This window comes from Xanthomonas sp. NCPPB 3582 (genome assembly GCF_041475735.2).
Lineage (GTDB): Bacteria > Pseudomonadota > Gammaproteobacteria > Xanthomonadales > Xanthomonadaceae > Xanthomonas > Xanthomonas codiaei.
In genome coordinates, this window is the sequence record NZ_CM192968.1 from 451019 (window position 1) to 464675 (window position 13657).

The window sequence follows — 13657 nt, forward strand, 5'->3', positions numbered from 1 at the left end:
GCCCGAGCGCGTACGTGATGCGTGTCCTGCGCTGGCCGGCGCACCATACCATCCAGGTATTAGTGCGCAGTCACACCAGCCTCAGGTGTTTCACTGGGCGGTCAGACAAGCAGAATCCGCAAAGTCCAGCGCGCCACGAACTGCCGCGGCACGTCACAGTAGCGGCGCGTTGAGGCAGATCTAAACCCGCGCGTTGTTCGGCGAGCGCGATACGAGCCGCATGCCGTGCTGCGCTGCCGCGCGTCACTGCGCGGATGCGCCACTAGACTGCACGGCTTTATCGACACTGGAGCAATGCATGGCAACGCAGTACCTGCCGGTTTCCCTGATTGGCGTTCCCACCGACATCGGTGCCGGCCACCGCGGCGCACGGATGGGCCCGGAGGCGCTGCGTATCGCCGGCTTGCAGGAGGCGCTGGCCGGACGCGGGGTGGAGGTGCGCGACTTGGGCAATCTGGATGGTCCGCGCAATCCGTGGCAGCCGCCGCAGGCCGGTTATCGGCACCTGGACGAAGTGGTGGCCTGGAACCAGGCGTTGATGGACGCCAGCTATGCCGAACTGCGGGCCGGTCGCATGCCGGTCATGCTGGGCGGCGACCATTGCCTGGGGGTCGGCTCGATCACCGCGGTGGCCAAGTACTGCCGCGAGCAGGGCCGCCCGCTGCGCGTGCTGTGGCTGGATGCGCATTCGGACTTCAATACCAGCGAGGTGACCCCGTCGGGCAACGTGCACGGCATGCCGGTGGCCTGCCTGTGCGGGCTGGGCCCGCAGGCGCTGACCCACCTGGGTGGCAGTGCGCCGGCGTTGTTGCCCGAGCAGGTGCGCCAGATCGGCATCCGCTCGGTGGACCCGGAGGAGAAGCGGCTGATCAAGCAGCACCGCATCGACGTCTACGACATGCGCTACATCGACGAAGCCGGCATGAAGCGCACCATGGAAGCTGCGCTGCAGGGCATGAGCGCCGACACCCATTTGCATGTGAGCTTCGATGTGGATTTTCTCGACCCCAGCATCGCGCCGGGCGTGGGCACCACGGTGCCCGGCGGCCCGAACTACCGCGAGGCGCAGCTGGTGATGGAGATGATTGCCGACACCGGCCGTATGGGGTCGCTGGACATCGTCGAGCTCAATCCGGTGCTGGACAACCGCAATGCCACCGCCGAGCTGGCGGTGGATCTGGTGGAAAGCCTGTTCGGCAAGTCGACCCTGATGCGAGATTGATCCAGCGCTGAACGCGGCACGCTGCCGTTCACATCAAATCCACGTCCGCGCAGTCAGATTTGGCGCCGAGCGAGGTGCGATCGCACCGGGCGCAGACCGAGGAAGACCTATGAAGCGACTGCTGACACTGATGGTGCTGGGCCTGTTTTCGGCCGGCGTGATGACTGGCTGCAACACCGTGGCCGGCGCCGGCAAGGACATGCAGGGCGCGGGCGACAAGGTCGAAAAAACGGCCGAAAAATGCAGCGACGGTAAGTGCTGATTTGCCACGGTTGCGTGGCGCTTGTTCGATTTGATTGATCTGCGGCAGTGCGCCGCTTACCCATGAAGGAGTGTGTTATGAAGCGTGCAATTGTGCTGCTGGTGCTGTCGGTGTTCTCGGTCGGCATGCTGTCGGGCTGCAACACCGTCGCAGGTGCCGGCAAGGACGTGCAGGGCGCTGGCGAGAAGGTGGAAGACGCCGCGCGCAAGTGATCCACTTGCTGCAACGTTGAATACAAACGGGCCGAAAGGCCCGTTTTTTATGGGGAATTTCTCCAATGGCGCTGCAAGGGCCGGCCACTCGCGACAGGCCTGGCGCACGGCAACCGTTCATCGCGGTGAGCATGGGCTAGACATCTTTTGACCCGTGCACAACGCTGCCCGCACCACGCTGTATGCACGGTCAATCGCGACCGCACGCAGCGGAGAACCGCAATGAACAAAGACATCATTTCCGGCAAGTGGACCCAGCTCAAGGGCCAGATGCAGGCCAAGTGGGGCGATCTCACCGACGATGACTTCAAGGTTGCAGAAGGCAATGCCGAATATCTGCAGGGCAAGTTGCAGGAGCGCTATGGCTGGGACCGCGACCGCGCCCAGACCGAGGTACGCGCCTTCGAAAAGTCATTGCGCGACGACCGCTGAGGCAACTCGCCCGCTCGCCTTCGGGCTGAGCAGGTCGTCCGGAAGGCGGGCCGCATGCGGCCCGCTTTTTTGTGCCGCAATGGCAGCATTCGGGGCAGATGGGGGTGGCGCAGAACCGTTAGACTTGCCGGCTGATTCCCTGGCCCTTGCAGATGACCACTCGCGTTCTTACCGGCATCACCACCTCCGGCACCCCGCACCTGGGCAACTACGTCGGTGCGATCCGCCCCGCCATCCAGGCCAGCGCTGCCGCCGATGCGGAGAGCTTCTACTTCCTGGCCGACCTGCATAGCCTGATCAAGGCGCAGGATCCGGCGCGCACGCAGCGCTCCACCCTGGAGATCGCCGCCAGCTGGCTGGCCTGTGGGCTGGACCCGGACAAGGTCTGGTTCTATCGCCAGTCCGACGTGCCGGAGACCACCGAGTTGATGTGGCTGCTGACCTGCGTGGCCGGCAAGGGCATCCTCAACCGCGCGCATGCCTACAAGGCGGCGGTGGACAAGAACCGCGCCGACAGCGAGGACGACGATGCTGGCGTGACCGCCGGCTTGTTCATGTATCCGGTGCTGATGGCGGCCGATATCCTGATCTTCAACGCGCACAAGGTGCCGGTGGGGCGCGACCAGATCCAGCACATCGAAATGGCGCGCGACTTCGCGCAGCGCTTCAACCATGTCTACGGTCGGGATTTTTTCACCCTGCCCGATGCGGTGATCGACGAACAGGTGTCCACCCTGCCGGGCCTGGATGGCCGCAAGATGAGCAAGAGCTACGGCAATACCATCCCGCTGTTCGCCCCGCGCGAGGAGTTGCGCAAGCTGGTGTTCTCCATCCTGACCGACTCGCGCGCGCCGGGTGAGCCCAAGGACACCCAGGGTTCGGCGCTGTTCCAGTTGTACCAGGCCTTCGCCACGCCGGCGGAGACCGCGGCCTTCGCGCAGGCGTTTGCCGAGGGGATCGGCTGGGGCGATGCCAAGCAGCAGCTGTTCGAGCGCATCGATCGCGAGATCGCGCCATTGCGCACGCGATACGAGGCGCTGATGGCCGAACCGGCCAGGATCGAAGCGATTCTGCGCGCTGGTGGCGCCCGCCTGCGCGCGCGCTATGCCACTCCGCTGCTGGCGCAGTTGCGCGATGCGGTGGGCCTGCGCGACCTGTCCGATCAGTCGGGTCCGGCGGCGGTGCAGGCTGGCGAAAGAATCGCCTTGCCGGTGTTCAAGCAATACCGCGAAAGCGACGGGCAGTTTTATTTCAAGTTGCACGATGGCGCTGGCGTCCTGCTGCTGCACAGCGATGGCTTTGCCTCGCCACGCGATGCCGGGCAGTTGATCGCGCGCCTGAAGCAGGCCGTGCAGGCCAGCGATCTGCAATTGCCGGGCGTACATGCCCAGGCCGATGTCGATGTGATTCTTGCCGCGGTCAAGGCGCTGCGCGAAGCCTGATCGCAGCAGCAAGGCGGGGCCCGGCTGGATGCGCATGGCCAGTGCATCGCGCGTCGTGCGGGAGGCTGAGCGATGCGTGTATCCGGCGCTCGACCGTGTTGGGTACATCGTCATCGTTTGCCCGAAACCTCCGGCACTGCGTGCGCGGTGACTGGGATCTGCGCCGCAGCTGCGAGGCCATTGACTGCGCCGCTGTGGGGCACGACTGGAGCCCATGACCCCGGACCGCTACCGCATGTCAGGGAGCGCATCGGTACGCCGCTGCCGCGGCGGACGTTCCGGTAGGTGTGGCGCAGTCCGGAGAACGCCACTGCCGGTGCGCCAATGGCGGCACGGCGCGTCACGGCGCGCCGATGGTGGTACGGTCGTGGCGTCACTCGTCCTGCAGCCACGGAGTCGCAATGACAGCAGCGGTTGATTGCAGCATCCACACCATCGACACCGGCTTTGGCGGGGCGCAGTTCGATGCGGCCTATCTGGTCGTGGAAGGGCAGCGCGGCGCCTTCATCGACTGCGGCACCTCGTTGTCGGTACCGCACCTGCTCTCTGCCGTGCAGGCGGCCGGCCTGGCGCCGGCGCAGGTGGACTGGTTGATCCTGACCCATGTGCACCTGGATCACGCCGGTGGCGCCGGTGCCTTGCTGCAGCACCTGCCCAATGCGCGCGTGCTGGTGCATCCGCGCGGTGCGCCGCACATGATCGACCCCACGCGGCTGATTGCCGGCGCCACCGCGGTGTATGGGCAGGAAGCAATGACGCGCAGCTATGGCCAGATCGTGCCGGTGCCGGCCGAACGGGTGGTGGAGGCCGCCGACGGGCAGGCGGTGCTGCTCGGCGAGCGTGCGCTGTGCACGGTCGATACGCCAGGACATGCGCGGCATCACCTGTGCGTCTGGGATGTGCGCAGCTGCAGCTGGTTCACCGGCGACACCTTCGGCTTGTCGTATCGCCAGCTCGACAGCGACCAGGGCGCCTTCATCCTGCCGACGTCCTCGCCGGTGCAATTCGAACCGGAGGCGATGCTGCACTCGATCGCACGGCTGATGGAGGCCGCGCCGCAGGCGATGTATCTCACCCATTATGGCCGGGTCGAATCGCCCGGCCGGTTGGCGCAGGCGCTGGTGCAGCAGATTCATGCAATGACCGAGATTGCGCTGGGCTGCGCGGCACGCGCGGATCGCCACCGCTGCATGGTGGCGGCGCTGACCGCGCTGTACCTGGAGCGCGCGCGCCAGCACGGTTGCCGGCTGGACGATGCGGCCGTGGCGCAGTTGCTGGCCACCGATATCGAACTCAACGCGCAGGGCTTGGGCTGCTGGCTGGATCGTTCGGCGCGTTGAGGCGGTACGCAGACACCTGCGATGCAGGGCTGCTTGCGCAAGTCGTGCTCTGGGTGAGGTGTTGGCAGATGCCGCCCTGCGGAAGTGATGCGGCAGGCGATGGCGGCAATGCGGATGCCCGGATACGGGATCGATGCAATATGCAGCGGCCGGCCAGACTCACCGCCACGCGCCGGGTGGTCGCCACGCAGCCGCGCGCGCAACAACGGAGCACACGCTGGCTGCGGCACGATGCAATCCGAGCAGCGATCACTGCCGGGCGCGCGTTGTGCCTTGGCTTGGATCACCGCTGTTCGTCGCGCGCTTGTAAACTGTCTGTCATCCATCGTTGCAAGGCCTCACCGTGAATCCGATGCGCATCCTGTTGTTGTCCGCCTGCCTGTTTGTCGGAGGTGTGGCGCAGGCCGCCAACGACCTGCCTGGCGGCGGCATCGATGCCGACGCGTTGTCGCGGCATGTGCGCCTGCTGGCATCGGACGACTTCGAGGGCCGTGCGCCGGCCAGTGCCGGCGAGCAACGCACGGTCGATTACCTGGTCGAACAATTCAAGACGGCGGGTCTGCAGCCCGGCGGCGAGCAGGGCAGCTGGACGCAGGCAGTGCCGCTGGTGCGTGCGCAGGTGGATGGCCCGGTGCGGGCCACGCTGCGCGTGGGGGGCAAGACCCAGACCCTGGTCAACGGCACCGATGTCACCCTGCAGAGCCTGCGTCCGCAGACCGCGGTGGCGCTGAAGAATGCGCCGCTGGTGTTCGTGGGCTACGGCATCAGCGCGCCGGAGCGGCAGTGGGACGATTACAAGGGCGTGGATCTGCGCGGCAAGATCGCGGTGGTGCTGATCAACGATGCCGACTTCGAGAGTGCGCAGCCCGGTGCGTTCGATGGCAAGGCGGTGACCTATTACGGCCGCTGGACCTACAAGTACGAAGAAGCCGCGCGGCGTGGCGCGGCCGGCGTGCTGATCGTGCACGAGACTGCGCCGGCCGCGTACGGCTGGGCCACGGTGCAGAGCTCGGGCCTGTCGCCGTTGTTCGATATCGAACGCAGCGACGCCGATGCCCGCGCGCAGCACGTGCCGGTGCGCGGCTGGATGCAGCGTGCACTGGCACAGTCGCTGTTCACGCAGGCCGGGCTGGACTTCGAGCAGGCCAAGGCGCGCGCGCAGCAGCGCGACTTCGCGCCGATGGCGCTGGGCGATGCGCGCCTGTCGGTGGACTTCAAGCTCAAGCGCGAACGCGTGGTCACCCATAACGTGGTGGCCAAGCTCACCGGCAGCCAACACCCGGAAGAGACGGTGATCTTCTCCGCGCACTGGGATGCGTTCGGGATCGGCAAGGCCGATGCCTCCGGCGATACGGTGCGTCGTGGCGCGGTGGACAACGCCACCGGCGTGGCCAGCGTGCTGGAACTGGCGCGCGTGTTCGCCGCCGGCCCCACGCCGCAGCGCACGCTGTACTTCATCGCCTTGACCGCCGAAGAGAAGGGCCTGCTGGGCGCCAACTACTACGCCGCGCATCCGCTGGCGCCGTTGGACAAGACGGTGGCGGTGCTCAACATGGAGATGTTCAGCCCCGATGGCCCCACTCGCGACATCGCCTCCTGGGGCAGCGGACGGGTGTCGCTGGAAGGCGATCTGGAGCAGGCCGCCAAGGCGCGCGGCCGCACCTACTCGCCGGATCCGAATCTGGAAGCGGGTTTCTTCTACCGCGCCGACCATTTCGCCTTCGCCCGCATGGGCGTGCCGGCGATCACCGCCGGCCCCGGCCTGGACATGCTCGACGGCGGCGTGACCAAGGGCAAGGCGCTGCGCGAGAAGTATTTCGCCGATTGCTATCACCAGCCCTGCGATCGCTGGACCCCGCAGTGGGACGCCAGCGGACATGCCGCCGATACCACGCTGGTCTTCGACGTAGGCGTGGCGCTGGCCAATGGCCGGCAGTGGCCGAGCTGGCAGGACGGCTCGGAATTCAAGGCCATCCGTGCGCGCAGCGACGCGGCGCGCAACTGAGAGCGACCAGCAGCACCCAGCGGGCGGTCGTCATTCGGATGTGGACAGCGCGCAGGCGCCGCAGGGTGCGCGCTGCCGAGGACTCCACGCAATGGCCGGGCTCGCCTGGTGGCTGCGCCGGCGTTGTATCAGTTGCTGTGGGCGCCATGTGGTGCGACGTCACGATGACCGTGCCGGCCGCATGGATGCGATGCAGTGATCCATTACGTGCGCAGTCCTGTTCGCTGTTGCCACTGCAGCGCTGATCTAGAATCGGTAGTCCTCGCGGTCGTTGGCAGTGTTCCGATGTCTTCCTCTCACGACGCTGCCGCGCCTGCGCGCAGCGGGTTGGTTGTTCTTGCGTTGTTGCTGGTCTATGTGGTCTGGGGGTCGACCTATCTGGCGATCCGGTTCGCGCTGGAAGGCGGGGCGCAGCCGCTGACGATGGTGTCCGGGGCGCGCTTCATCATCGCCGGCAGCGTGCTCTACGGCGTGCTGCGCTTGCGCCGCGTGGCGGCGCCGACGCGCGCGCAATGGAAGAACGTGGCCTTGATGGGCGCGGCCCTGTTGCTGCTCGGCAACGGCATGGTGGTGCTGGCCGAGCGCAGCGTGTCGTCCGGCCTGGCCGCCACCGCAGTGGCTTCGGTGCCGTTGTGGATGGCCTTGTTCGGCGCGTTGCGCGGGCAGCACGCCAGCGGCGGCGAATGGCTTGGCATCGTGATCGGATTCCTGGGCGTGGTGTGGCTCAACGCCGGCAGCAGCCTGACCGCCACGCCGGGCGGGCTGGTGCTGTTGCTGATCGCACCGATCGGCTGGGCGTTCGGTTCGATGTGGTCGCGTGGCCGCGACCTGCCGTCGCCGTTCATGACTGCCGCCGGGCAGATGCTGTGCGGTGGCGTGTTGCTGGTGAGTACCGGCCTGCTGATCGGCGAGCGCCCGCAGGCGTGGCCGACGCCACAAGGCATTCTGGCGGTCGCATATCTGTGCGTGTTCGGCTCGATCGTGGCGTTCACTGCCTATGTGTGGCTGTTGCACCACGTGCGCCCGGCGCTGGCCGGCAGCTATGCCTACGTCAACCCGGTGATCGCGGTGGCGCTGGGCGCCTGGCTGGGGCATGAGCGTTTCACTGCGCACGATATCGGCGCGATGGCGGTGATCCTGGCCGGCGTGCTGGTGGTCACCCTGGCCAGGGCGCGGCGATGAGCGCGCCCGTGCCGGTGTCGGCGGTAGAGGCGCGGCGCGGTCTGTTGATGACCGCCGCGAGCTTTGTGATCTGGGGCCTGGTGCCGTTGTACTGGCATCTGCTCAAGGTGGTGCCGTCGCTGCAGATCATTGCGCACCGCATCGTGTGGAGCGCAGTGCTGGTCGTTGCGTGGCTGGTGGCAACCTCGGGCCTGCGGTGGTGGCGCACGATCGTTGCGCAGCCGCGCGCGCTGTGGATGCTGGCCGCCAGCAGCGTGGCGATCGCCTTCAATTGGGGCCTGTATATCTGGGCCATCAACGCCGGGCATGTGATCGAAGCCAGCCTGGGCTACTTCATCAATCCATTGCTGAGCGTGTTGCTGGGCGTGCTGGTGCTGAAGGAGCGCCTGCGCGGCATCCAGTGGCTGGCGGTGGCGTGCGCCGCACTCGGCGTGCTGTGGCTGACCATCGATGCCGGTGCACCGCCATGGATTGCGCTGGGGCTGGCGGTCTCGTTCGGCCTCTACGGGTTGCTGCGCAAGCTGGTGGCGGTGGACCCGGTGGCCGGGCTGGGGGTGGAAAGCGTGTACCTGTTCGTGCCGGCACTGCTGGTTGCCGCATGGGGCGAGCAGGGCCATGGCGGCGCGTTCTTCAGCGGCTGGGATCTGCGGACGGATCTGCTGCTGATCTTCGGCGGCGTGGTGACGGCGGTGCCGCTGATCGGATTTGCGTATGGCGTGCGGCGGATCCCGCTATCGCTGGTGGGCATCCTGCAGTACATCGGGCCGAGCCTGCAGCTGTTGCTTGGGGTATGGTTCTTCCATGAGCCGTTCGACCAGGGGCGGGCGATTGGTTTTGCTGCGATCTGGGTCGGGCTGCTGCTGTTCGTCGGCGACAGCGTGCTGCGTGCGCGGCCGCCGGCGGCGGTGCGCTGAGCGCGTGCCGGGCCGCGTCCTGTACGACGGACGCAGCGAGTGCGGCGATCAGCTACTGGGCACCGTTGCCGGCATCGCAACCGCCAGCGTGGAGGCCGGCAATGCCTGCGGAGCGGGGCAGTGGCCAGGGGCCTGTTGAATCTGCGCCAGCCACTGATTGATCGGGCCACCGAGCAGGTCCAGCCGCAGCGGCAGGCTCAGGTGGTTTTCGCCGGGCAGTTCCAGGTAATGCGCACGCGGACTGGCCAGTGCCAGTGCGCGGCCATGCGCCACTGGAATGTGCTGGTCGGCATCGCCATGCAACAGCAGCACGCAGCTGCGCGTGTGCGCCAGCGCCTGCGCCACATCGACGTGGTCCAGATCCAGCTTGAGCTGGGCATCGGCGGCTGCGATCACCGCATCGATGTTCTGGTCGGCGTAGCGCCAGCGCGCGTACGCGGCCACTGCCTGCCCACGCCAGCCGCTGGGCTGGCTGGCCAGCAGGTGCGGCACCATGTCGCGGATGCCGCGCCCGGCATTGGCGAAGGATTCCATCGCCACCACGCCGGTAACGCGCGGCCCAAGCTTGTCGGCGGTGAACAGCGCCGTGGCCGCGCCATAGGAAATGCCGAACAGGTACAGCGGCCCCTGGAGTTCGCCACGCGGCTGCAACGCGTTAAGCACATCGATCACATCATCGGACTCGCGCGTGCCATAGCCCGACGGGCCGCCACCGGAATGGCCATGGTTGCGCAGATCGATGGTGATCACCCGGTAGCCGGCCTGCGCCAGCTGCAGCGACCAGGGCAGCAGCGAATCGCCGTCCATCATCCAGCCGTGCAGCAGCACGATGGTGCCGCGCGGCGCAGGCGGCGTGGCGGTGGGCACGGAGAAGCTGAAGTCCACATCCAGCGCATGCGCCGGGTCCTGGCGCTGGCCCAGGTAGCGGTAGTGCATGGCGTACTGGCCGGGATCGATCGCACGCCAGAAGATCGGCACCTGATCGCGCGTCACCACATGGCCGCTGCGGTTGGGCAGCGTGGCGATGGTGGCGGCGATGCGCTCTTCGTCCAGCAACGGCGACACACCACCGGGCGCGACCAGGCGCTCGCTGAGCGAGGTGGAAGACGAAGAACAGCCGGCCAGCCACAGGCAGGCGCAGGCCAGCAGAAGCAGGCGCGTCATGGCAACACATCAACGGAGCAAACGGCCGAGCAGGCTACGGCCTGCCGGCCCGCGCATCTACCGCAGTGCGGTGACAAAACCATGACAGCCTGCAATCCATTCAGCCGTAGCAGCCAAGCGCTTCGCTCCGGTCGTTACCAATCCCTAATCCCGACTCCCTAATCCCGGGCGGGCCACAGCCCGCCTACACCTCACGCAAGGCCGTGGTGATCGGCAACCGCGCCGCCCGCAAGGCCGGGAACAGCCCACCCACCAAGCCGATGCCCAGCGCCCATTTCAGCCCGCTCCACAGCAGCTCCGGCGACACCTTGAACTGGAATACCACCTGGCTGAAGTTGTTGCCCAGCGTGGACACGGTGTAGCCATTGAATACCGCCCAGGCGATCAACCCGCCCAGCAGCCCGCCCAGCAGCGCCAGCAACATGGTTTCCAGCATCAGCGCCATGATCACCGGCGTGCCGCAAAAGCCGATCGCGCGCATGGTGGCGATCTCGCGCGCACGCGTGGCAACGGCCGCATACATGGTGTTGAGCGCACCGAACACCGCGCCCACCGCCATGATCGCGCCGATGACCGTGCCCAGGATGCTGATCAACCTGTTCAAGCCACCGCCCTGCTTGCCGTAGTACGCGCGGGTGGTTTCCACGTCCAGCTTCAGCCGCGGGTCGGCGGCCATGGCGGCCTTGAACTGCGTAAAGCCGGCCTTGCCGGTGGTGCGCACGTTGATCGACTGGTAGGCGCTGCGGTTGTAGGTGGTGGCCAGCGTCTGCGCATCGGTCCACAGCTCCGAATCGTGCGCATCGCCGGAGGCGAACACGCCGACCACGGTCCACTGCTGGCTGCCGAGCGTGAGCGTCTTGCCCAGCTCCAGGCCGCGGAACTGGTTCAATGCGCCCTTGCCCACCACCAGTTCGCGCAGGCCGGGAGTGAAGCGGCGGCCCTGGGCGATCCTGACCTTCTGGTGCACCGCCCAGGCCTGCTCGCCCACGCCGCGCAACTGCGCGTTGACGTCGGTGCCATCGGCGCGCGAGGCGATGTTGACCACCTGCGACAACTCCGGCGACACCTGCGGGCGCCCGTTGGCATCGCTGGCGATGCCGGGCAGGCTGCCGATCAGTGGCACCAGGTCGCGGGTGATTACCGAATTGGTTTCCGCCTGCGAGCCGCCGCGCAAGACAATCGCGGTGGTGTCGTCGCCGGTGCTGTTGAGCGTGGCCTGGAAGCCCTCGCCCATCGCCAGCATCGCCACCAGCACGCCAACCACGCCGGCGATGCCGACCACGATCACCGAGGTGGAGCCCCAGCGCTGCGGCAGGCTGGCGATGCCGATGCGCGCGGCCGCCAGCGACAGGCGGCCGCTGCGCGTGGTCACCAGCCACAGCGCCAGCGCCACCACGATCGCCAGCACGCCGATCCACGGCAACGCGATCCAGATTCCCAGTCCCACCGCCAGCAGCACCACCGACAGCAGGTTGGCACCACGGTTCTTCCATTTGCTTTGCATTTGCGTGCTCCTGTCAGCGGCCGGCGAGGGCATCGACGATCTTCAAGCGCTGCGCGCGTAATGCCGGCAGCACACCCACCACCAAGCCGATGCCGACCATCAGGGCCAGCGCAACCAGCCAGGTCTGCAGCGGCACGCTCTGGGTGGGCATCAGCCCACCGCTGCGCGCGGACACCGCCGGGATCACCAGCGCGGCCAGGCCCATGCCGATCAAACCGCCCAGGCCGATCAGCAACACCGACTCGATCATCACCAGGCTCAACACCGTGCGGTCCTGGAAGCCCAGCGTCTTGAGCGTGGCCAGTTCCGGAATGCGCTCGCGCACCGCTTGCGCCATGGTGTTGCCGGTCAGCAGCAACAAGGTGAAGAACACCGCGGCCATGATCGAGGTGACAATCAGGCCGATATCGGCGAACTGCTTGACGAAGGCCTGCTGGAACGCCGATTCGGTCTGCGACTTGGTTTCGTGATCGGAGTTGGCCGAGAGCGCATCGATGGCCTGCGCCACGCGCGAGGCCTGGTCGGGATTGCTCAGGGTCACCGTCAGCCAGCTCACCTGGTTCTTGATGTAATCGTTGGACTCATCGAAATATTTCCAGTTCATCATCAGCTGGCGTTCCTGGTTGGCCGCCACCGTGCGGTCCTTCATGCGGAAGATGCCGACCAGCTGCAATGGCCAGTCGTTGCTGCCGCTGCGCGGGAAGATGGTGGCCTGCAGCGGAATCGTGTCGCCGATCTTCCAGCCGAACTCCTTGGCCAGGGTTTCGCCGACCACCGCGCCGGTACGCGTGCTCTGAAAGGCCTTGAGCTGGTCCTTGGGCAATTGGTATTCGCTGTAGACGTCGAAGAAGTTCGGCGCCACCGAGAAATTGGGGAAGAAATTCTTCGGGTCGCGGTAGATGCCGCCGAACCACATGGCCGAGGTCACGTCGCGCACGCCCGGCACGCTGCGCACCTGTGCTTCCAGGCGGATCGGCAGCGACTGGGTGATCGACAGCCGCGAAGCCACCACCAACCGGTCCACGCCACTGACGCTGCCGCCGGAGTTGAACGCCACGCGTACCGAATCGAGCATGCCGAACAGCAGGAACGCCGCCACCACCGACAACAAGGTCAGCAAGGTGCGCGTCTTGCTGCGGAACAGCTGCGCCCACACCAGCGAAAGATACTTCATGGCAGCGTTCCTTCAGAGCACGAGCGGCGCGTCGGCCAGCTCGCCCTTGTCCAGATGGATGGTGTGGGTGGCGTACTCGGCGGCCTTGGGGTCGTGGGTCACCATCACGATGGTCTTGCCGTGTTCGCGGTTGAGTTCCTGCAGCAGGCGCAGGATTTCCTCAGCGTTCTGGCGGTCCAGATCGCCGGTGGGTTCGTCGCAGATCAGGAAGGTCGGGTCGGACACGATGGCGCGCGCGATCGCCACGCGCTGTTGCTGGCCACCGGACAGTTCGTTGGGCTTGTGGCTGCGGCGTTCCTGCAGGCCGACCAGGGTCAATGCGATCTCTGCATTCTTTTTGCGCTGTGCGGCATTGAGCGAGGTCAGCAGCAGCGGCAGTTCCACGTTCTTCTGCGCGCTGAGCATCGGCATCAGGTTGTAGAACTGGAAGACGAAGCCGACGTGATGGCTGCGCCAGGTGGCGAGCTGTCCGCCGCTCATGCGATCGATGCGTTCACCCTCGATCTCGATTTCGCCGCCGCTGGGGCTGTCCAGGCCGCCGATCAGATTGAGCAAGGTGGTCTTGCCCGAGCCGGAGGGCCCCATCAGCGCGACGAAATCGCCGCTGGCAATTTCCAGATCGATGCCGTGCAGCACCTGCACCTGCTCGGGGCCGCGTTGGTAGGTCTTGGTGATGTTGCGCAAGCTGACAAGAGCGGTCATGGCGAGTCCTGGCGATGCAAGGGAAGAGGGAAGCGATGGGCGGCACGGCGACGGCGACTGCACAAGCGGCGGGGCGGATGGCGCTGCCGTGGCAGCGATGTA

The 13657-nt window shown here is 66.7% G+C and carries 13 protein-coding genes; 9 read left to right on the top strand and 4 right to left on the bottom strand.

The window, feature by feature from the left end:
- The first annotated feature begins 298 nt into the window (after positions 1–298).
- From rocF to rarD, 9 genes are all read left to right on the top strand, one after another.
- Positions 299–1222 (top strand): arginase, encoded by a 924-nt coding sequence (rocF, locus tag ACCQ05_RS01815; protein ID WP_104541020.1) that lies wholly within the window; start codon positions 299–301, stop codon positions 1220–1222.
- Positions 1223–1331: 109 nt separating this feature from the next.
- On the top strand, positions 1332–1484 hold the full coding sequence (locus ACCQ05_RS01820) for an entericidin A/B family lipoprotein (RefSeq protein ID WP_011348912.1): 153 nt from the start codon (positions 1332–1334) through the stop codon (positions 1482–1484).
- A 77-nt stretch (positions 1485–1561) separates the two neighbouring features.
- Positions 1562–1696 carry an entericidin A/B family lipoprotein gene (locus ACCQ05_RS01825; RefSeq protein WP_029221527.1) on the top strand — a complete coding sequence of 45 codons (135 nt, stop codon included), beginning with the start codon at positions 1562–1564 and terminating at the stop codon, positions 1694–1696.
- 222 nt (positions 1697–1918) lie between these two features.
- On the top strand, positions 1919–2128 hold the full coding sequence (locus ACCQ05_RS01830) for a CsbD family protein (protein ID WP_104541019.1): 210 nt from the start codon (positions 1919–1921) through the stop codon (positions 2126–2128).
- Between the two features lie 152 nt (positions 2129–2280).
- Positions 2281–3570, top strand: a complete 1290-nt coding sequence (locus tag ACCQ05_RS01835) for a tryptophan--tRNA ligase (RefSeq protein WP_372392743.1) — start codon at positions 2281–2283, stop codon at positions 3568–3570.
- A 401-nt stretch (positions 3571–3971) separates the two neighbouring features.
- The gene (locus tag ACCQ05_RS01840; RefSeq protein WP_372392744.1) at positions 3972–4910 is read left to right on the top strand and encodes an MBL fold metallo-hydrolase; all 939 of its coding nucleotides are present in this window, start codon (positions 3972–3974) and stop codon (positions 4908–4910) included.
- A 352-nt stretch (positions 4911–5262) separates the two neighbouring features.
- Entirely contained in the window at positions 5263–6915 is a 1653-nt protein-coding gene (locus ACCQ05_RS01845; RefSeq protein WP_372392745.1) for a M28 family metallopeptidase, read from the top strand.
- A gap of 285 nt (positions 6916–7200) precedes the next feature.
- Positions 7201–8097 (top strand): drug/metabolite exporter YedA, encoded by an 897-nt coding sequence (gene yedA / locus ACCQ05_RS01850; RefSeq protein WP_372392746.1) that lies wholly within the window; start codon positions 7201–7203, stop codon positions 8095–8097.
- Positions 8094–9011 carry an EamA family transporter RarD gene (rarD, locus tag ACCQ05_RS01855; RefSeq protein WP_372392747.1) on the top strand — a complete coding sequence of 306 codons (918 nt, stop codon included), beginning with the start codon at positions 8094–8096 and terminating at the stop codon, positions 9009–9011. Before yedA ends, rarD begins: the two co-directional genes overlap by 4 nt.
- Before the next feature lie 48 nt (positions 9012–9059).
- On the opposite strand, the gene ACCQ05_RS01860 is transcribed toward rarD, so the two are convergent.
- From ACCQ05_RS01860 to ACCQ05_RS01875, 4 genes are all read right to left on the bottom strand, one after another.
- Positions 9060–10175 carry an alpha/beta hydrolase family protein gene (locus ACCQ05_RS01860; RefSeq protein ID WP_372392748.1) on the bottom strand — a complete coding sequence of 372 codons (1116 nt, stop codon included), beginning with the start codon at positions 10173–10175 and terminating at the stop codon, positions 9060–9062.
- Positions 10176–10359: 184 nt separating this feature from the next.
- Positions 10360–11679, bottom strand: coding sequence for an ABC transporter permease (locus ACCQ05_RS01865; RefSeq protein ID WP_372392749.1), 1320 nt, complete (start codon positions 11677–11679; stop codon positions 10360–10362).
- A gap of 13 nt (positions 11680–11692) precedes the next feature.
- Positions 11693–12853 carry an ABC transporter permease gene (locus tag ACCQ05_RS01870; RefSeq protein ID WP_104541012.1) on the bottom strand — a complete coding sequence of 387 codons (1161 nt, stop codon included), beginning with the start codon at positions 12851–12853 and terminating at the stop codon, positions 11693–11695.
- Between the two features lie 12 nt (positions 12854–12865).
- Entirely contained in the window at positions 12866–13555 is a 690-nt protein-coding gene (locus tag ACCQ05_RS01875) for an ABC transporter ATP-binding protein (protein WP_104541011.1), read from the bottom strand.
- Between the last annotated feature and the right edge of the window lie 102 nt (positions 13556–13657).